This window comes from Parabacteroides sp. MSK.9.14, assembly GCF_019041495.1.
GTDB classification, from domain to species: Bacteria; Bacteroidota; Bacteroidia; order Bacteroidales; family Tannerellaceae; genus Parabacteroides; species Parabacteroides merdae.
The window spans coordinates 38,579-59,843 of the sequence record NZ_JAHPXO010000011.1 but is presented as its reverse complement, the minus strand read 5'-3'; the positions used below and the strand labels follow the sequence as shown (position 1 = coordinate 59,843).

Sequence of the window (21,265 nt, the reverse complement as noted above, 5' to 3'; positions counted from 1 at the left end):
AGCCGGGAACGCCCGTTTCCCGAGGCAAGGACATACGTGCGGGAGAAGTATATGGGAAGACGGTCAGCTTCCGGCTGCCGGACAAACACCGGGGAACTCTTTTGGGCGGGACGGGGCACAGGAAGTTTCGGCGATAGCCGAAGCCCCGTGTTCCGTTTGTCCTTCCGCCCCGATGTCCGGTTTCGGCCATGCAGCCTCACTGAGTGGTCGGCAGCGGACGCCGGGACGGGACAGCCCGTGCGCCAAGGTGTAAGCGCAAGACAGTGAAAACCCTTTCACCCACGTTAGGGATTGCAGGGGAAAGCCCACAGCATAGCGAGGACTTGCAGCGGAAAGCCCGACCCGAAGGGGAACGCTCCGACAATCATCTGGAAACACGAATTGACCGTAATAACTTATTTCTTAAAAGTTATCAGAATTATGCCTCTTTTCCGTAATTTTGAAACCTCTAATGAACATGGCTATGAATAGAAACATACTCACCTTTTTAAATGAATATGCGGAAATATCCGATCCGCAATATGCCATCATGCTGCGAGGTGCCTGGGGATGCGGCAAAACGTTTTTTATCCGCCAATGGATAAAGCAACTGAAAAACGATAAAGATGCGGACAAGTTAAAATGGCGGCCCATATATGTGTCTTTATATGGTTTGACCACTACCCAGCAAATCACAGAACAAGTCAACAAGGAAATATCCCCGTGGCTGTACAGCAAGGGAATGAAACTTGCCAAGAATATATTAAAAGCCGCCTCGAAAATCGCTTTGAAATATGACATCGACGGTGACGGAAAGGATGAAGGGAGTGTAACCTGTGACTTGGACTCCATTTTGTTGTTGAAAGAAGAAAATTCCGAAATAAAAGGAAACAAGATTCTGATTTTTGACGACCTTGAAAGATGTGATGTAAAACTGGAAACCTTGTTGGGATACATCAATTACTTTTCGGAACATTGTAAATGCAAGGTCATCATCATTGGCGATGAGAACAAGATTTCCGAAAAAGAGGACGATAAGTGCAAGTTGAAATTCAAGGATTTCAAGGAAAAGACTATCGGGCGCACTTTTGAGATCAAATTAAATATAGGGGAGACACTCGATTTCTTCATTGGCGAGATATCCACCAACAACAGGAACCTCTTGTCTGAGAACAAAGAGCTTATCATCAAGATATTCCATGCCTCTAAATTCGATAATTTAAGAGTCCTGCGGCAATGTCTAAACGATTATCACAGGATAGCCATGGCTTTGCCGGAGCATTATCATAAATCTCCCAAGTACAAACTTGTCATAACATCGTTGTTGGCAAATTTTGTCGCCGTTTACTGCGAGTATAAGGGTGGGAATACTCGGATCGGAAGCCTATTCAACAGCCTGTATGACATGTTCCCGGATAAAGAGAAAGATGAGGAGCGTGAAAAAATCCTCTCCAAATACCGTTTTATAGAGATAGGTAAACAGTTGGATATTTTTGATAGATTCATCGTTAATGAAATTGTCTGCTATCTGGAAAGCGGGTATTTTGACACGACCTACCTGCAACAATATTTTGCAGCCGAAGACGCAAGTTTGAACAGTTGGGATTACCTGTACGACTATTGGAGACTGGATAACGGGGAATACGAGAAACACTACGGGGAAACGGTACGATATTACTTTGCGGATGAAAGCGTTGATCTAAAAGAATTGTTTGTCATTATATCTGTACTATCGGTTTTATATAGCGACAACCTTGTTCACGTATCCGAGGAAGACATCATAGCCCAAGGCAAGCACTCCATAGACAGGCTGATGGAAGGTATCAGCGACATGGAGGGTTTGTTGAATTGTAACTCAAAGGTACATGCGGGTACAAGAAGGAATCATTCTAATATTGGTTCAGATCGAATTTTGAATGGACTGGTTGCGTATTTTCAAAAACTATTCGGGCAAAGATTGAAGAAATGCCCTAATAAAGTGTCTGTCATGCTGGAAAATCTGACGGATGAAACTTGCGAACGCCTGAATCCGGCATTGAATGATGTAGTCCCGGTCAAACAGCGTCTTTATAGGGATACTTCAATATTCCAAGAGGCTGATGCGGATAAGGTTTCAAAAAGTATTTTGGGATTGTCCAACGAATCACGTAACACCTTTCTGCATTTTTTACAGTTCCGTTATAAATATACCTCTTGGGGCAGTGAAATAGAACACTTGAGCAAATATTGTCAATCAGATTTGCCACAACTAAAATTAATCAATGAAAGACTAAAGGCAGAAGCGGCAAACAGGAGATTGATAGAAAAGTATTCCATTGAGAAGATCACGAACCTGATAGATGAAATTACCGCAAAAGTAAAATAACTATTCCAGTCCGTTTTCGAAAGAGATGGCTTTGACAAGGGGCAAGCCGGTGACGAAATTTGCCCCGTGCCCCATCAACTTGCATCGTGGCTGGATGAGGGTGAAGTCGGTGCGTAGTACACATTTTCCTTTGAACCATCCGGAATTGGTGCTATGGATTCCGTTCTCGTGCGTACCCTTGAACTGGGTACGTTTATGTAGGACTTTTCCCCGCCTTTCATCGTTTGGGGTACGACAAGGCTACGAACGTGAAGCAAAACGCTGACAAGCTATACGGTTTTGATACATAGTTTTATATGAATCCATATATTTGCAGGGAAGTATAATGAAAAATGTATCAGAACGATGGAAATAGTAAGTATTGAAAAGAAGACCTTTGAGGAGATGAAGGAGCGGTTCGGCTGCTTCTCACGGCACGTGAAGGAACTTTGCGCCCGTTACCGCCCGCCCGGGAAGATGAACTGGATGGACGGGGCGGACGTGTGCGAGAAACTGGGGATCAGTAAACGGACGTTGCAGACCTACCGTGACCGGGGACTGCTGCCGTACAGCCAGATCAACCATAAGATTTACTACCGGACGGAGGACGTGGAGGTATTCGTGGAATCCATGAGCCGGGAAATAATGGAGGACGAGTGACATGGAAGTGATAACAAAAGACACGGAAGAGGTACGTGCGTACTTCGAGGCTCTGGAAGAGGGCATGAGGTATATTGATACGGTGACGGCGCATTTCCGTCCGGCGATGAACGGCGAGGTCTATTTCACGGGTGAGGATGTGTGCAGAATGTTACATATCACGTCAAGGACGTTGCAGGGCTACCGCACACAACGGTTGATCCCGTACATATCGCTGCCAGGCAAGACGCTTTACCGCCAGTCGGATCTGCTGCGTATGCTGGAAGAAAATTACGTGGACATGAGACAAAAGCGCAAACGGGGGAAAAGTCCAACATAAACGCACGGGGATATACATCGGAAAATGCAGCAAAGGCAGGAGCACTGTATCGGGGTTCCTGCCTTTGCCGTGTTTCGCATGGAGAAAGGTGTCAAGCCGTTTCCCGGAGGGACCGGTGCACCTGTTTCCTGCCTTGCTTCCTGTCCCTTTTCTCCAGTACGCTCCGCTGCATGGCGGCGAGGTTGCCAAAGATTGCCCGGAAATCTGAACTTACCATCTTGTTGGTTACTTCAGCGTAGATCTGCGTGGTGCTGATGTGCTTGTGACCGAGTATCTTGGAGAGCGCCTCTATCGTGCCGCCGTTGCAGAGATAGACGGTCGTGGCGAAGGTGTGGCGGCTCAGGTGGAATCCGATCTCCTTGCTGATGCCGCAGGCTTTGGCTATCTGTTTGAGATGCTTGTTGCATGTACCGTTAGAGGGCATGGGAAATACGAAATCGCCTCCGGCAAGTCCCTTGTACCTTTCTATCAGTTCCTTGGCTATTTCCATAAGGGGAACGTTGCTCGACACACGGGTCTTGGTGCGTCGGGTTATGATCCACTCCTCGCCGTCGAAGTCCATGCGCTGGATCTTGTCATGGGTGAGTGTCTTTATATCAATGTAGCTAAGTCCGGTGAAGCACCCGAAGAGGAACATGTCACGTACGAGGTTGGTCTGTTTTTTCACGAACACGGCGTTAGCCAGGGTGCGCAGTTCCTCTTCCGTGAGGTAGCCCCGGTCTGTCTCCTGCATTTCAAGGCTGTACTCACCGAAAGGGTCGGAACGGACGATACCACGCCGCCATGCCTTGTCTGTCAGGCTGAGCAGTGGCATGGTGTATATCCAAAGAGTGTTGTCACTCAATCCCTTTTCCACGCGCAGGTACTTATCGAAATCGGTGATAATCTCCTTTGTCAGTTCCTTGTAAGCCATATCGGTTCGTTTCTTCTTCTCCCAAAGGAAGGTGGCAAAATGGTTGTACACGGCCAAGTACTTGTTGTAAGTGGATTTGGCACGCTGTCCTTTCTCCACCATCGCCTCAAATTCCCGGTTCATGTTCTCGAAATCTTTCAGGATGCAGTTTTCCATCACACCGATACCCAGAAAGGCGTTACGCAGCTTTTCGGCGGTGACAAAATCCTCTTCCCGGAGGATGCGGTGATAGTGGTTGGTAAGCCGGGCACTGACTTCTTTGAGCTGCCCGTTTATCTCTGTCGCCTCGGCGGACTTGCCTTTTGCCTTACCATTCTCCCATAAATCCGGCGTAACGAATAGTTTGGTTCCCAATGCTTTGTCATCCCCATCAATGGAGATCTTCACCATGATGGGGGCTTTTCCGTCCCGGTTTCTCACTGCCGATCTCTTGATGTAGAACGAGGTTGCAAACGTACTTCTCTTTGTTTTCATAACTCTAAAATTTTCGTTTCTAAAGGTAGTTAATTATTTGTTACCAAGAGTTATGCAAAACAACGCAAAGTTATGAAACAGAACTTGTTATATTCCATATATCCTCTTTAGGACTGGTAGCTGCTTAGTAGCCGAACTTTGTCTGAAAGGGGGATTTTCAAGCGTTTTATGCCAAAGCTTGTTTCAATCCGTCCTACATACAAAATACTGACCTCCAATTATTTAAGTAGAACTTTGCTTTTCTTTGCGTCTTATGCCGATTTTTTAAACAAAACGACCTCGTTTTGTCGATGGCCATTTGGGCTTAAATAAATGCAAACAGCCCATTATCAATCATATAAGTAAACCAGCAAGTAAAAAGCATGATAGATGCATGATGGTAGAATGATAGTGGAAAACAGCAACTGTCATACTTTAATATATTGTGTAACAACAGCTAATAACCCAAAATGATAGTATGATGGTTGGTTTGCGAAATTTTCATGAAAGAAGAGAGGTAATCCCGAATAGTAATTTTTGGTGCGGTTACCCTGATTACCTTTAGAGTTTTCCAAAAGCAACAGGCAGCTCTTTTAGCTAAAACCCTCGTTTAAGATAGGTTTCATCCCATCTGAACGGTTTTGAGGAATGTCGAAGGGCCGGCATCCGGTGTCAAAAGGAATACCGGATAAAGGCTCATGCCGAGCATACAAAAAAAGAGGATACATAGTCTCGATGCATCCTCTTTTCCTTTAAATTTAATGAATTACTTAATCAATTTCAATCCAACTTCAAACTTAGTTGTCTTTTCCATCGCTTCGGGGAAGGCTTTCAGTATTGACTTAACCAATTGTCCCATTCCGTTTAAAGCGTCATCTCCGATAAGTTCAGCCAACGTAGGCAATAAAGGAGCGATCTGGCTAACTAAAGCTTTGTCAATATAGACACGGGCTGACTTGCCATCAGAAGCGATTTCATAATTAACAGGAATGCCATTCTGCAATAAAGCCATAATTTGTTCCAAAGGATCTATAGCAGCCTTACTCTTCAAACTTCCCATGATCTTAGTTATATCCAAGAAGACAAGTATTTGCTTATCCGTCACATTATAGGAAGCATATCCTGGTTCCGAAGTTTCCCAAACAGGTGTGACAGGCTTGCTCAAATCCACTCCCGCTTTAGAAATAGAAGCAACAATCTGCCCGTCTTCCTGGAACGTAACACTCTGAAGGACCTGTACCAAAGCGATACTTCCAAAACCTTCAGCTATATTAGGAATAGAAGTCACAGGTAAAAAACCAAGCATAGTGCCTTCAGCAGCTTCCCAAACCATAGACACAGGACCTGATACAAAAGTTTCACTCTCGTCTTTTGCTATTTCAGCCAATTTCCAAGTACCTGCAATAGGAGCTGTTATTTTCAAAGTTGCATCCAAAGTCAAAACACCGGCTCCAACGGTTCCTTTTGCAGAGACAGTTCGCAAGTCATTCGTGTTGCTTCCTTCCAATGCATAGCTTTCACCTGTCTTGACCATTTTGGCTTCAATCTTGACTTCTGCTTCACCCGGAATCAAATTCGCCAACGTAATAGTTGCCTGTTCAGCCGAACTTGCATCTACTTTTACAGATTGGTCAGCGACTTCAGTGCCTCCCATCGTCAATTTCAATGTTTCTGCCGTATAAGTCGCAGAAATAGCCTTCCAGCCGTCATCAGTCTTATTGTCATCATCGTCACTACAAGCAGTGAAGAAACTCAATGCACAAAGCATCGTAAACACAAAAAATAGATTTTTCTTCATAATCTTCTTTTTAAATTATACATAAAAACAGAGCGAAGATAAGTAATCTTAATGAGACATACAATACAAAAAAGTTAATGCCGGTTATTCCGAAAAAATAACCGGCATTATCATAAAAATAGACAATTCAATCGATAAAATTGAATCAATTATACAAGATTATTTTTTGACTTCAGACAACGCTCCCGCCGCTTTCAGATATTCGACATAATTCAAGTAGAGTTGAAAATGGGCATCGACCTGTGTTTCATAAGCCTGCTGCCACAAAGCCTGTGCTTCGAGATAGTCCGAGAGTGTCTCCAAGCCCACTTCGTACTGGCTTTTACTGACCTTCATGTTTTCTTCGGCCTGGAGGAGAGAACGGTCGGAAAGTTCGCTTTCCAGCCGGGCTTCGTCGAGGTTATTGGCGGCTTGTGTCAGTTCCAACATCATTTGTTCGTTCATGTTTTCCTGTTCCAGGCGGGATTGCATCAACTTGGCTTTGGCGGCACGCACCTTATTACTTCGCTCGCCGAAATGGAAAAGCGGGATGCTCACGTTCAGCAAGACGGAGAAACTGCCTTTGTCCATCAACATCTGGTCGTTCAGTTCAAAGCCGTGTACATAATCATAAGACCCCATGATGCCGACTTTGGGCAACAGCTCGCTACGGTTCAGCCGCACCTGCTGCCCGGCGATCTCGACCTGTTTATCCAAGATGGCATATTCGGGACGGGCACTGATATCGGAAACCTGGACATCCATCCCCTTTTCTACCGCCGGATAATTGCCGGAAATACGGATATCGGAGACAAGCGGTTTCCCGATCAGATGGCAAAGATTCATAGTCGCCAACCGCAGGGCGTTCTCCGCTTTACGGATGGAGAGTTCGCTTTCGTTCAGCTTCACCTGCACTTTCAAGACATCGTTCTGCGGTTTCAGGCCATGTTTGTAAGCGCTCTCGACATTCGACAGCAGTTCCCGGAGCACAGCGTTATATTTATCCGCCACCTTTTTCATCTCCTGCGCCTTCACGACCAGGGCATAGGCTTTGTCTGTTTTGAGGATCACTTCCGTCGCCGTCAGCGCCTCGTTCATCTCGGCCATCTCTTTCCCCAAGACAGACATCCGGTAGGCAGCCCGGATCTTACCGCCCATATAAAGCGGCTGCTCAACCCGGATTCCGCCCATGTAAACTGTCCCGACTTTATAATCGAGATTGATACCGGGGAAATGGGTATAAATGCCTGTCGGGACCAAGTTCCCGGCTGCATCATACAGAATGACGGGCATTTTGCCACCTTCAATTCCGAATCCGCCGTCCGCCGTACTGTAAAGGCCCATCCCGTTAGCGGTAAAGTTCGGGAAGAAATTCCCTTTATAGCTTTTCATCGTGTACAGGGCACTTTCGGTCTGTTTCACCGATGCCGCCATTTCCTTATTATATTGCAGCGCCATTTCCCGGCACTGCTGCAAGCTCAACGTCTCCTGTGCGAAAAGAGACGACGGGCAGAGAATAGACAACAGGATAATAGATATTTTCTTCATCAGTCTACATGTTTAATATGAAAGAATAATGCGTATAGGACAGGAATAAAAACGAGTGTGATCACCGTTCCGAACAGCAGGCCGCCCATAATGGATGCAGCAAGCGAACCGAACATGGCGTCGGTCAGCAACGGGATCATCCCTAAGATCGTGGTCAAGGCCGCCATCATCACCGGCCGCAGACGGCTCTGGGCACTGTCGATCAAGGCGGTGACCGGCTCCGTCCCCTGCCCGATCTGCAAAGTGATCTCGTCCATCAGCACGATACCGTTCTTTATGATCATTCCTATCAACCCCAATGTCCCGACAATGGCGACAAAGTTGAACGTCTTGCCGGTCACCAACATCGTCATCACCACTCCGACAAATACCATCGGGATACTGCAGAAGATGATAGCCGGCTTGCGGTAATCCTTGAACAGCATGATCAAGATCGCGATCATCAGGATAATGGCCAGCGGAAAATTCTTGAACAGATACTTCATGGACTGGTCGCTGGCGTTCTTCTCACCCTGCCATTGCAGCGAATAGCCTGCGGGGAGTTCGATCTGCTCCAACTTTTCCGCGACTGCCAATCGTGCTTTTTCCGTCTCGACACCCGGCACGGGAGAGCATTGCACGCGCTGGCTGCGTTGTCCGTTGTAGCGAGGAACAACCGGGTCCTCCCATCGCACGTCAATTCCCTTGCTGATCTGTTTCAACGGCGTGCTGCCCATCAGGCTTTCGATCAGTTCTTCCTTCGATAGTGTCCCGGCTTTCAGTTTCACCATGTTTTCTTCGTTCAGCAGGCCGTTCAGCGAAGGGAGCGTCGAAAAGACCTGCGTGTTTCCTAAATCCTCGATCGGTTTTCCCTGTCCGTCCAGGCATTTCAAGTAAATATTGTTTTTATGGATGCCTTCGTAGAAAGAACCGATAGGTATACCGCCTGTAGCTGTCAGTAACGAAAGGCTCACGTCGCTGCGGCTCAATCCCAACGCACGGGCGGCCGGTTGGTCGTACTCGATTGTCAGGACCGGAACCTGCGGTTCCCAGTCGGTCGTGATCAGGCAGACTTCTGGCGTATTCTCCATAATATGTCGTGCACTGTCCGCCAAACGGTGCAGGACGGCAGGATCAGGTCCTAAGAATTGGGCCTCGATGGGATATTTCTTAAACATCAGGTTATAACGTTTCAACTTGACGTAAGCATCCGGATACTGCCGTGTCAGGTACTCTTGTATCTCGTCGATATTTTCGACTAGCTCGTCGGGAGATGTAAAGTCGATGATCAACTCCCCATAGGCCAGCGAAGGATTGGCAATGCTTCGCACCAGGTTGTAACGTCCCGGCGTCCCACCGATGGAAGCTGTCACGTTCGTGATCTCCTTCCGGGTTTTCAGATAAGCTTCTATCTCTTTCAGGTCATTCGCCACACGGGTAGAATTATTGCCCTCCGGAAGTTTGTATTCCATATACAACTGATCGTACACCATATCGGGGAAGAATCCCTGGCGCAGGAACCGATAGCTATAGGCGGACAAGAGCAACAAAGCGACCATCGTCAGCGTAAAGCCAAGGCGGTGCGACAAACCGAAACGCAAAGCAGCCCGCAAGATGGCATATATCTTACCTTTATATACACGCTTGCCGGAATTATCGTTTTCCACCGCCGGATGTAACCGCCTGTTTGCCATCAAGGGAACGTGGAGTAATGCCAACACCCAGCTCAGCAACAGTGAAACGGCCAGTACGATAAACAGGTCGCACGTATAAACGCCTGCCGTATCCGGCGACATATAAATCGGCAGAAAGGCTATGATAGCGATCAACGTCGCTCCCAACAACGGCATCGCCGTCTGCCGTCCGATAGCGGTCATCGCTTCCATCCTATCTTTCCTGGCTTTCAAGTCCACCAATATGCCGTCGATAATCACAATGGCATTGTCTACCAGCATCCCCATCGCCAGCACGAAAGCCGCCAGAGAGACACGCTGCATCGTTCCCCCGGCGAATTGCAGGAAAAGAAATGATCCGAAAACAGTCACCACCAAACTGATGCCGATAATCAGGCCACTCTTGAACCCCATCGCCAGCATCAGTATAAACACGACGATGACGACGGATTCGATCAGGTTGATGACAAACGTTCCCAGCGAATCCCCCACACGCTCGGGCTGATAGAATATTTTATGGCAATCTACTCCGGCCGGCAGACGGTTATCTTTCAACTCCGCCAACTTCGCTTCCACGGCTTTGCCGACCTTCACGATATCCGAACCGCTCGAAGCAGCTACCAAAATGCCGATAGAGCGCTCCTGGTTATAGAACATCTCGTTACGGGTTGGATCTTCATACCCCTTTTCGATCAAGGCTATGTCGCGCAGACGCAATTGGTCGTCGTCATGGCCCTGGATAAACATCTTGCCGATGTCGTCCACCGTTTTGAAACGATCGTTCACCGTCACTCGGATGCGGTTGTCCCCGTTATCATAGTAACCGCTATAGGTTGTCTCGTTTTGTCCGTTCAAGGTAGCCAGGACTTCGGCCGGTTTCACGCCGAGGTTGGCCATGCGGTCCTGCAACAGGGAGATATTGATACATTCGGAACGTTCCCCATATATATCCACCCGGTCCACTCCTTCTATTTCGACTACTTCCCGTTTGATCAGTTCGGCATAATCAGCCATCTCCCGATCGGACAGTCCATCGCCCGTCAGTGCGTAGAACATGCCGAACACCTTGCCGAAATCGTCTTGTACGATCGGTGTATTAGCTCCGGAAGGAAGTAAGGCGGAGGCATCGTTGACTTTCCGCCTGAGAAGGTCCCAATGTTGCTCCACGTCATCGTCCTTGACGGTGGTCAGCAGTTCGACCTGGATCAAGGACAGATCATTGAACGAATAGCTTTCGACATTATCGACATTGTCCATCTTACGGATACTTTTCTCAAGCACATCCGTCACTTCCAACTCTACCTGATGGGCCGATGCACCCGGATAGGTAGTTGCCACCATTGCCAGCTTTACCTTGATCTCCGGATCTTCCAGCTTACTCATTTGATAGCAGGCCAAAGCTCCGCCCGCCAACAAAACCGCAACCAGAAAATAGACCAGGTTCCGGTTCTGAAATCCCCATTTGCTTATATCCATCACAACAATCCTCCTACATTCGTTTTAGAACCGGTGGCCAAAGGCCGGACATTTTCTCCATCTTCAATATGATGCACGCCGGAGGCAACCACGATTTCACCGGCATGCAGCGTATCGGAAACAACCATCGCACGTCCGTCGGACAACAGGCGCAGAACCGTCACCTCGCGGCTATGGACTTTCCCCGCGGACGGATCATAGACAAACACGTACGTTTTACCATCCTTTTGCAGAAGTGCCCCGCCCGGAACGGAAACCGGCTGCGAATCGCCCTCATTGCAATAGATCGTGACCATCGTATTCATTCCCGGCGAAGGGAGCGGCAACTTGCCGGGAACCATTTGCAGGCGCATCGTGTACAGCTGGTTCGCATTGGCTTTCGGAGTGACGCTGATCAATTTCAAAGGATAGTTTTCTCCCGGATAGAGGTCGAACGTACAGTGGTAGCCATCGAACCGGTCCCGCCGGATATAGTCGGCTGCCGGAAGATTGATTTCCACCTCCGGAATGCCGGCGCTGACCATCGAGATCACGGGCATACCTGCTCCGATCGTTTCATGTGCATCGAACAGCTTTTTCTGTATGAAACCACTGAATGGAGCATACAGCCGAGTATATTCCAACTGGTCTTTATGATGCTGATATTTTGCAGTGATCTGTTTCAGGCCGTACACGGCTTTATCGTTGGCATTAGGCGTGGTCCCGTTTTCTTTATAAAGAGCCATGACACGTTCGGCTTCCGCCTTGATCTGCTTGTATTCAGCCTCCGTAGCATCCAGTTGCACCCGATAATCTGCCGGATCCAATTCGGCCAGCAGTTGTCCTTCCCTCACGCGGGCGCCGTCTTCCACATATATTTTACGGATTGTCCCGCTCACACGGAAAGCCAGGCTGATATCCTGCGCAGCTTTCACTTTTCCTGGGAACTGGAGGGCAGTCTGACTGCTGGCGGAAACGACCGTATCGATCTTGACTGTCTGAGTATCCTTTGTCCCCTTCTCCGAACGGGCACAAGACATAAATAGAATCAAGGATATACCTGCTAAAATAAAATAAATTCGTTTCATAATTTAAGTGTATTTATTTAAAGACAAAATTATCCCGACAGAGCAACCTCGGAAAGGTCAATATGAATAATAAATTGTTCCATTTGTATATTTTCCTCAAAAAGAAGATATAAATATTCTGCGATTTGTATTTTCTTTACCGAAAATTCTTAACTTGATAAAAGAATGTCACCTAAAGAATACCGTAAGTAGCTTTTGGAATTGTTAAAACGCCCAAAACATGTCGTCATACATTTGAAAGCAAAAAGCCAGTTTTAGTATAGTTGTTCCACTGCTCCACAAGAACTATAGAATATTTTATGTACTTTTGTCTCAGAATATAAAAAAACTAAATAACTCAAATTAATCAACATGAAACGCTTAATGGCTAATCATAAACAGAAAAAAGCGATCCTGATCGCTCTTGCTGCGCCATTGATGTTTTCTCCTGCCCTTTTAATGGCTGTGACCGGAACCTCCGAGCCTGTAGTAGCTATCGCCCGGCAGGCGCAAACGATCGTCAGTGTGCAGCAGATCAATCCGACTACGGTCGATGTTGTGTTCTCCAACAATCAACGGATGACATTCGATTTCTATGGAGATAATATTTTCCGTATGTTCCAGGACAACAACGGTGGTATCCTTCGTGATCCGGAGGCAAAACCAGAGGCCCGGATTCTCGTAGATACCCCCCGTCGCCCAGTTTCCAAACTGGACATTCAAGACGATAATGGGCAAGTGACCATCACGACCGGAAAAGTCAGACTCCAGTTGGACAAATCGACCGCCCTGCTGAAAGTCACCAATCTCACCACAAACAAAATCGTTTTCGAAGAGACGAAACCCGTGGTTTACGAAAAAGGAAAAACGATCCTAACGCTGAAAGAGAACCCTGATGAATATTTCTACGGCGGCGGTGTGCAGAACGGACGCTTTTCACATAAGGGAAAAGCTATAGCCATCGAAAACCAGAACAGCTGGACCGATGGCGGCGTGGCTTCTCCCACTCCTTTTTATTGGTCCACAAACGGCTACGGCTTTATGTGGTACACTTTCAAACAGGGGAAATATGATTTCGGCGCCACAGAAAAGAATACGGTAAAACTATCCCACGATACAGACTATCTGGATGTTTTCTATATGATCAATGATAGCCCGGTCGCCCTATTGAACGACTTTTACCAACTGACCGGTAACCCAATACTGCTGCCCAAGTTCGGATTCTATCAGGGACACTTGAACGCTTACAACCGCGACTATTGGGTAGAAGACGAAAAGGGTATCCTTTTCGAAGACGGCAAGCGCTACAAGGAAAGCCAAAAAGATAATGGAGGTATCAAGGAATCGCTGAACGGAGAAAAGAACAACTACCAGTTCTCTGCTCGCGCCGTGATCGACCGCTACAAGAACCACGATATGCCGTTAGGTTGGTTGCTGCCGAACGACGGTTACGGAGCCGGCTACGGACAGACCGAAACATTGGACGGTAATATCCAAAACTTAAAGAGCCTCACCGATTACGCTCATAAGAACGGTGTCGAAATCGGTCTTTGGACACAATCCGATCTGCATCCGAAAGACAGCATCAGTGCCTTGCTGCAACGCGACATTGTAAAGGAGGTACGAGATGCCGGTGTACGAGTCCTGAAAACAGACGTGGCATGGGTCGGTTGGGGCTACTCGTTCGGTCTGAACGGTGTGGCTGATGTCGGACATATCATGCCGTATTACGGAAACGACGCACGTCCGTTCATCATCTCTCTCGACGGTTGGGCCGGCACGCAGCGTTATGCCGGAGTCTGGTCGGGCGACCAGACAGGCGGACAATGGGAATATATCCGTTTCCACATCCCGACTTATATCGGCTCCGGGCTTTCCGGACAACCGAACATCACATCCGACATGGACGGTATTTTCGGTGGCAAGAACCTCGTGATGAATACCCGCGACTTCCAGTGGAAGACCTGGACGCCGATGGAGCTGAACATGGACGGCTGGGGATCGAATGAGAAATATCCGCATGCCTTAGGCGAACCGGCAACTTCCATCAACCGCTGGTACCTGAAAATGAAATCCTGCCTGATGCCGTATGCTTACAGCATTGCCCGCGAAGCGGTAGACGGCAAGCCGATGATTCGCGCCATGTTCCTTGAAGATCCGAATCCTTACACCTTTGGTAAAGCTACACAATACCAGTTCATGTACGGGCCGTACTTCCTCATCGCGCCGATCTACCAAGAGACGCAAATGGATGACAAGGGAAATGACATCCGTGATGGTATCTACCTGCCTGAAGGCGAATGGTTCGACTATTTCACCGGTGAGAAATATACCGGCGGCTGCGTGGTCAACAACTTCGCTTCCCCACTTTGGAAACTTCCGGTATTCGTAAAAGCCGGTGCGATCATCCCGATGACGAACCCGAACAATAACGTAGGGGAAATCGACAAGAATTTGCGCATATATGAGCTTTACCCGTCCGGATATAGCGAGTTCGTCGAATATGACGATGATGGTATAACGCAGGCTTATCTGAACGGCAAAGGGACAACCACACGGATCGAAATCAAGAACAATGACCCATCAAAAGTCTCAATCACTATCCATCCGACAACAGGCGATTTTGACGGTTTCGTGAAAGACAAGGCAACCGAACTGCGTATCAATCTCTCGGAAATGCCGAAGAAGATCACCGCTAAAGTCGGTTCCTCCAAAGTGAAACTGGTAGCCGCCCGTTCGATGAACGAATACCAGAACGGTACGAATGTCTATTTCTACGATGTTGCCCCGAACCTGAACAAATTCGCCACCAAAGGAAGCGAATTCGAAAAGAAGACAATCACCAAGAACCCTCAGTTGTTAGTAAAACTAGCTCCGACAGACATCAGCATGAACGGAACGGTTATCACCATCGATGGTTACCAATTCGACACGCCCGACACCCACCGCGTTTCTACCGGTTCTTTGGCCGCGCCGATCGCACAGGTGACGGATGGGAACACGGAAGCTTACACACTAAAACCGACTTGGAATAAAGTTCCCGGCGCCGACTTCTATGAAATAGAATTTAACGGCATGCTTTATACGCAGATCAAGAATGCGGAACTGCTGTTCGACAACCTCTCAGCCGAAACAGACTATTCGTTCAAAATTCGCTCAGTCAACAAGGACGGTTATTCAGACTGGTCTACCTTCTCCGTCAAGACCAAATCCAACCCGCTGGAATTTGCTATCAAAGGCATCCGTGGAGAAGTGACAGCCGAAGAACAGGAAGGCTTTGAAATCTCCCGCTTGTTCGACTATGCCGAGTTAGGCGATATGTTCCACACGAAATACCGCAAGAACGCAATGCCGTTCGATATGATCATCGATCTACGCACCATCAACCAACTGGATAAGTTCCATTATCTGTCCCGCCAGGATGGAGGCAACGGAACGATCCTTGCCGGCGACGTGGCCTACAGCATGGATAAGGAAAACTGGACAGCGGTCGACTCGTTCCGCTGGGAACGTAATGGTGACATGAAAGTATTCACTTTCAAGGACCAACCGAAAGCCCGCTACATTAAATTGCATATTACGGAAGGTGTCGGCAACTACGCTTCCGGACGCGAATTATACGTATTCAAGGTTCCGGGCACGGAAAGCTATCTGCCAGGTGACATCAATAACGACAAAAAGATCGACACAAACGACTTGACCTCGTACATGAACTACACAGGGCTACGCCGTGGTGACAGCGATTTCGATTATGTCAGCGCAGGTGATATTAACCGGAACGGTCTGATCGATGCTTACGACATATCGGTCGTGGCAACCCAATTGGAGGACGGCATCGAGAATCCAGGTACGGACCGTGTAGCCGGAACGATCTTCCTTTCCACTCCGAAACAGACGTACAACGCCGGCGAAACAGTCGAAATCACCGTCAAAGGTGACAGTGTCAAAGCTGTCAACGCTTTGAGTTTCGCATTGCCTTACGACCAACAGGATTATGACTTTGTCGGCATCGAACCGGCAAACCTCGGTACGATGGAAAACCTGACATACGACCGCCTGCATACCAGCGGTCAAAAGGCGCTCTATCCTACTTTCGTCAATCTCGGAGACAAACAAGTGCTCGAAGGTTCTGAAGATCTCTTCACCATCAAGTTGAAAGCGAAACGCAAAGTTACATTCAACCTGAAAGCAGTCGACGGCATCCTGGTTGATAAGAATCTGAATATGCAGAAGTTCTGAACAATGAATTTCTGATATAAACGAAAGCAGAAAGGCTTCGCCTACCGGACCATTCCGGGGTGAAGCCTTTTTCATTAAGATTATGAATGTTTTCTGCCCCACAGATGTTATCTTTGCAGAAAAAGCGATAGAACCATCGCATGACAAAGCAAACAAATACATTATGTACTCAGATAAAAAAAACATCCTGCAGCTCGTAGCCCTGCTCATCGAGCATAACATCAAGAAAATCGTTTTGTGTCCCGGCAGCCGCAATTCACCTATTGTACATACGATTGCCAATCACCCTTTCTTCTCCTGCTATCCGGTGACAGACGAACGGAGTGCGGCATTCTTCGCGATCGGGCTGGCATTACATGGCGGTAGTCCGGCTGCTGTCTGCTGCACATCGGGCAGTGCATTACTTAATATTCATCCTGCCGTATCGGAAGCCTTCTATCAGCAAGTGCCATTGGTCGTGATCTCAGCAGACCGTCCCGGGGCCTGGATCGGACAAATGGACGGGCAAACGTTTCCTCAACCGGGTGTTTTCGGTTCGCAGGTTAAAAAATCCGTCAACCTGCCGGAGATACATACTGATGAAGACGAATGGTATTGCAATCGTCTTATCAACGAAGCTCTGCTCGAACTGAACCATCATGGGAAAGGACCGGTGCATATCAATGTACCAATCTCGGAACCGTTGTTCCGCTTCACTACGGAGGAATTGCCCAAGGTACGCGTCATCACCCGCTACCAAGGATTAAATGTCTACGACCGTGAATATACAGGGTTGATCGAGCGGCTGAACAACTACAACCGTCGCATGATCGTTGCCGGTCAGATGAACCTGATCTATCTTTTTGAAAAGAAATATTCCAAACTGCTATACAAGCATTTTGCCTGGCTTACCGAGCACACAGGTAACAAGACCATTCCCGGCATCCCGGTAAAGAATTTCGACGCCGCCCTTTACGCCCTGCCAGAAGAAAAATTAGAGAAGATGGTTCCTGACCTGCTGATCACATACGGTGGACATATCGTGTCGAAACGCCTCAAACAATTTCTCCGCAAGCATCCGCCACGCGAACATTGGCATGTTTCGCTTAGCGGAGAAGTAACAGACCTTTACGGTTCCCTGACAACCGTTATCGAGATGGACCCGTTCGAATTTCTCGAAAAAATCGCTTACCTGCTGGAAAACCGGACAACGGAGTTTCCACGCATCTGGGAAAACAACACCCGCGACCTGCCACAACCGGAATTCAGCTATTCGGAAATGGCTGCTATCGGAACATTGATCAAGTCGCTTCCAACACCTGCGGCCTTGCATTTAGGCAACAGTTCAGCCGTACGTTACGCCCAGTTATACACACTCCCAGAAGATGTCGAAGTCTGCTGCAACAGGGGGACGAGCGGCATAGAAGGATCGCTTTCGACTGCCATCGGTTACTCCGTTTGTTCAGACAAACTGAATTTTGTAGTGATCGGCGATTTGAGTTTCTTTTATGATATGAACGCACTTTGGAACAGCAATTTCGGCTGTAACCTACGTATCCTGCTGCTCAATAACGGAGGAGGTGAAATATTCCAAGCACTTCCCGGACTAAAAATGGAGGATAAAACACGCCGTTTCGTGACAGCTACACACAAAACTTCTGCCAAAGGATGGGCCAAAGAAAGAGGATTCTCTTACCTTCCCGTCCATAACGATGAAGAACTGACGAGTGCAATGGCTGTTTTCACCCAGTCCGCCCCCCACAACCAACCAATGTTGATGGAGGTATTCACAGATGCGTCTGAAGATGTACGGCTACTCAAAGAGTATTTCCACCAACTAAAAAAATAAGAACATAACTCATAATTTATAATTCTAAATTCATCTTATGGAAACAAAAAGAGAATGGACAACCATCAAAGAATATGAAGAAATCCTGTTCGATTTCTATAACGGAATTGCCCGCATCACTATCAACCGCGAACGCTATCGCAACGCTTTCACTCCGACAACGACGACGGAGATGAGCGATGCTCTCTATATCTGCCGTGAACGACCGGATATCAATGTTGTCGTGCTGACAGGAGCCGGAGACACGGCTTTCTGTGCTGGAGGTGATATGCATGTGAAAGGTCACGGTGGCTACATCGGTAAAGATGGTGTGGCACGGTTAAATGTACTCGATGTACAAAAGCAAATCCGCTCGATTCCAAAACCGGTGATCGCTGCCGTAAACGGTTTTGCAATCGGTGGCGGGCATGTGTTGCATGTGGTCTGCGACCTGACGATTGCTTCTGAAAACGCAATATTCGGACAGACGGGTCCTCGTGTGGGGAGTTTCGACGCAGGTTTCGGTTCTTCCTATTTAGCTCGCATCGTCGGCCAAAAGAAAGCACGTGAAATTTGGTTTCTTTGCCGCAAATACAATGCACAGGAAGCACTCGACATGGGTCTCGTGAACAAGGTCGTACCTTTGGATAAGCTTGAAGACGAATATGTCGGATGGGCCGAAGAAATGATGCTGCTCAGCCCGCTTGCCCTCCGTATGATCAAGGCAGGCCTCAACGCCGAACTAGACGGTCAAGCCGGAATCCAAGAGTTGGCTGGCGATGCCACCATGCTCTACTACATGACCGACGAAGCCCAGGAAGGTGGCAAAGCTTTCCTTGAAAAACGCCGCCCCCGTTTCGAAGATTATCCGAAATTCCCATAATCCAAAGTCACAATGGCTATGCACTATCACATAGAGATCCGCCCTAAGACCTTGTACTTCAAAAAGCCGGCAGGGACTTCGCGCGGGACCTACACGGAGAGGAAGAGTTGGTATATCTACCTCACCGCAGAAGAAACACCCGGCCGCCAAGGAATAGGCGAATGCGCTCCTCTGCCTAAACTGAGTTGCGACGACGTGCCTGGATATGAAGAAGTTTTGGCCAAGGCTTGCCAAAACTTCACCCGCACAGGCAGAATCGACGTGGACGGACTGCGCGATTATCCATCTATCCTGTTCGGTCTGGAGACTGCTTTCCGCCACTTTGAAGCCGGCTCCTTTGCCTTGTGGAACACTCCTTTCTCGCATGGCGAGGTGGGTATTCCTATCAACGGACTGATCTGGATGGGAAGCTATGAAGAGATGTTGGGACAAGTGACAGACAAGATAGAATCCGGCTTTCGTTGCATCAAGCTGAAAATCGGAGCGATCGACTTCGATAAAGAATTAGAAATCCTTCGTATCATCCGCAAACAATTTTCATCTGATGAAATCGAACTGCGTGTTGATGCCAACGGTGCTTTCTCGCCGAACGAAGCCATGAGAAAACTGAACTGTCTGGCAAAACTGGACCTGCATTCGATCGAACAACCGATCCGTGCAGGACAGTGGGAAGACATGGCTCTGTTAGCTGCTTCTTCTCCAGTTCCCATCGCCCTCGACGAAGAACTCATTGGCTACAACACACCGGAAAAGAAGAAAGAATTGCTTTCCTTCATTAATCCGCAATATATCATCTTGAAACCGTCTCTTCACGGAGGCCTATATGGTTGTAGCGAATGGATCAAGGAAGCTCAGGATCGGCAGATCGGCTGGTGGATCACTTCTGCATTGGAATCAAATGTCGGCCTGAACGCCATCGCTCAATGGTGCGCAACTTTCGACAATCCGCTTCCGCAAGGGTTAGGAACAGGTGGCCTCTTCACCAACAACATTGACTTGCCGTTGTCAATTAACAACGGACAATTAATAATTGACAATGGACAACAAACAATTGATAAGTAAGAAACATCCCGATAATTGTCAATTGTCAACAGTCAATTGCCAATTATCCGAATTCATTTCCGATTGGAAGTCTGCCTCTCCTTACTTGGAAGTACAAACTTCCGGTTCGACCGGTACACCCAAACGAATCATGGTCCGCAAGGAACAAATGGTAAATAGTGCCCGCCTCACCTGCGATTATTTAGGGCTGCGGCAGGGGGATAAAGCCCTCCTTTGTATGCCACTCCGATACATTGCCGGAAAGATGATGGTCGTACGGTCACTCGTGGCAGGGTTAGATTTGGTCATACGTGAACCTTCCGGGCATCCGATGGCAGACATCGACATGCCACTCCGATTCGCAGCCATGATTCCGTTACAAGTATACAACACGCTACAGGTTCCGGAAGAACGAGAGCGCCTCTGCCAAATCGATATCCTAATCATCGGTGGCGGCTCTATCGACCATGAACTGGAAACACGGATACAAGAATTGCCTATCTGCGTTTACTCCACCTACGGAATGACAGAAACTCTTTCGCATATCGCCCTCCGACGGTTGAACGGACCGGATGCATCTCCTTATTACACGCCTTTCCCGTCTGTCAAGCTATCACTCTCGACTGACGACACACTGATAATAGACGCTCCACTCGTCACCGACGAAACACTTGTCACTAACGATGTCGCCGAACTGCTCCCAGACGGCCGTTTCCGCATCTTAGGGAGGAAAGACAACATCATCAACAGCGGAGGCATAAAAATACAAACGGAGATTGTGGAAGAAATCTTGCGCCCCATCATTCCTACCAATTTTGCCATAACATCCGTTCCAGATCCAAAGTTCGGAGAGGCTATGATTTTATTGATCACCACAGGAAATGACCACTTCCCGAGTAAAAAGACAGCCTCTTCCCTTATTGGAGAACAATCTCTCTCATTACCTGAAAACAATCTCTTTTCCGAGCTGGAAGAAATGATATTTGGAATATTACCCAAATACCAACGTCCGAAGCACATCCTCCGGATTGAATCAATTCCTCTTACCGGTAGCGGAAAGATCGATCGGGCGGCATGCCGGAAATTGGCAATGGAAAGATATACAGGATAAATTAATTCGGGCATCAA

Annotated in this window: 15 protein-coding genes; 9 read left to right on the top strand and 6 right to left on the bottom strand. The window is 47.9% G+C overall.

The genetic code is table 11. From position 1 onward, the window contains the following. Positions 1–63: 63 nt before the first annotated feature. On the bottom strand, positions 64–279 hold the full coding sequence (locus KTG12_RS07835) for a hypothetical protein (RefSeq protein WP_153259243.1): 216 nt from the start codon (positions 277–279) through the stop codon (positions 64–66). A 184-nt stretch (positions 280–463) separates the two neighbouring features. Between KTG12_RS07835 and KTG12_RS07830 the strand changes: the two genes are divergently transcribed. From KTG12_RS07830 to KTG12_RS07815, 4 genes are all read left to right on the top strand, one after another. After that, positions 464–2,344 (top strand): P-loop NTPase fold protein, encoded by a 1,881-nt coding sequence (locus KTG12_RS07830; RefSeq protein WP_009291489.1) that lies wholly within the window; start codon positions 464–466, stop codon positions 2,342–2,344. 25 nt (positions 2,345–2,369) lie between these two features. Beyond that, on the top strand, positions 2,370–2,609 hold the full coding sequence (locus tag KTG12_RS07825) for a hypothetical protein (RefSeq protein ID WP_025813736.1): 240 nt from the start codon (positions 2,370–2,372) through the stop codon (positions 2,607–2,609). An 80-nt stretch (positions 2,610–2,689) separates the two neighbouring features. Beyond that, positions 2,690–2,983, top strand: a complete 294-nt coding sequence (locus tag KTG12_RS07820; RefSeq protein ID WP_008640965.1) for a helix-turn-helix domain-containing protein — start codon at positions 2,690–2,692, stop codon at positions 2,981–2,983. A gap of 1 nt (position 2,984) precedes the next feature. Then, complete coding sequence (locus tag KTG12_RS07815) at positions 2,985–3,302, top strand: helix-turn-helix domain-containing protein (protein ID WP_008640967.1); 318 nt, start codon at positions 2,985–2,987, stop codon at positions 3,300–3,302. 91 nt (positions 3,303–3,393) lie between these two features. Here KTG12_RS07815 and KTG12_RS07810 read toward each other — a convergent pair whose 3' ends face one another. The 5 genes from KTG12_RS07810 to KTG12_RS07790 form a co-directional block, all read right to left on the bottom strand. Next, on the bottom strand, positions 3,394–4,689 hold the full coding sequence (locus KTG12_RS07810) for a site-specific integrase (protein WP_216945423.1): 1,296 nt from the start codon (positions 4,687–4,689) through the stop codon (positions 3,394–3,396). A gap of 745 nt (positions 4,690–5,434) precedes the next feature. After that, positions 5,435–6,466, bottom strand: a complete 1,032-nt coding sequence (locus KTG12_RS07805; protein ID WP_122116173.1) for a DUF4925 domain-containing protein — start codon at positions 6,464–6,466, stop codon at positions 5,435–5,437. Positions 6,467–6,625: 159 nt separating this feature from the next. Next, positions 6,626–7,993, bottom strand: a complete 1,368-nt coding sequence (locus KTG12_RS07800) for a TolC family protein (protein WP_005638721.1) — start codon at positions 7,991–7,993, stop codon at positions 6,626–6,628. Further along, positions 7,993–11,121 (bottom strand): efflux RND transporter permease subunit, encoded by a 3,129-nt coding sequence (locus tag KTG12_RS07795; protein ID WP_138273025.1) that lies wholly within the window; start codon positions 11,119–11,121, stop codon positions 7,993–7,995. Before KTG12_RS07795 ends, KTG12_RS07800 begins: the two co-directional genes overlap by 1 nt. Continuing rightward, entirely contained in the window at positions 11,121–12,188 is a 1,068-nt protein-coding gene (locus KTG12_RS07790) for an efflux RND transporter periplasmic adaptor subunit (protein ID WP_122206169.1), read from the bottom strand. The genes KTG12_RS07795 and KTG12_RS07790 overlap by 1 nt, the downstream gene beginning before the upstream one ends. A 351-nt stretch (positions 12,189–12,539) precedes the next feature. Here KTG12_RS07790 and KTG12_RS07785 point away from each other — a divergent pair, with 351 nt between their 5' ends. From KTG12_RS07785 to KTG12_RS07765, 5 genes are all read left to right on the top strand, one after another. Continuing rightward, on the top strand, positions 12,540–16,406 hold the full coding sequence (locus KTG12_RS07785) for a TIM-barrel domain-containing protein (RefSeq protein WP_046451944.1): 3,867 nt from the start codon (positions 12,540–12,542) through the stop codon (positions 16,404–16,406). A 163-nt stretch (positions 16,407–16,569) separates the two neighbouring features. Continuing rightward, positions 16,570–18,234 (top strand): 2-succinyl-5-enolpyruvyl-6-hydroxy-3-cyclohexene-1-carboxylic-acid synthase, encoded by a 1,665-nt coding sequence (gene menD / locus KTG12_RS07780; RefSeq protein WP_005648772.1) that lies wholly within the window; start codon positions 16,570–16,572, stop codon positions 18,232–18,234. Between the two features lie 37 nt (positions 18,235–18,271). Next, positions 18,272–19,096: a 1,4-dihydroxy-2-naphthoyl-CoA synthase gene (gene menB / locus KTG12_RS07775; RefSeq protein ID WP_005638730.1), complete on the top strand. Its 825-nt coding sequence runs from the start codon at positions 18,272–18,274 to the stop codon at positions 19,094–19,096. A 12-nt stretch (positions 19,097–19,108) separates the two neighbouring features. Beyond that, a complete protein-coding gene (locus KTG12_RS07770) occupies positions 19,109–20,158 on the top strand; it encodes an o-succinylbenzoate synthase (protein ID WP_046451943.1) in 1,050 nt (349 codons plus the stop codon). Then, a complete protein-coding gene (locus KTG12_RS07765) occupies positions 20,133–21,248 on the top strand; it encodes an AMP-binding protein (RefSeq protein ID WP_022322096.1) in 1,116 nt (371 codons plus the stop codon). The genes KTG12_RS07770 and KTG12_RS07765 overlap by 26 nt, the downstream gene beginning before the upstream one ends. Positions 21,249–21,265 lie beyond the last annotated feature (17 nt).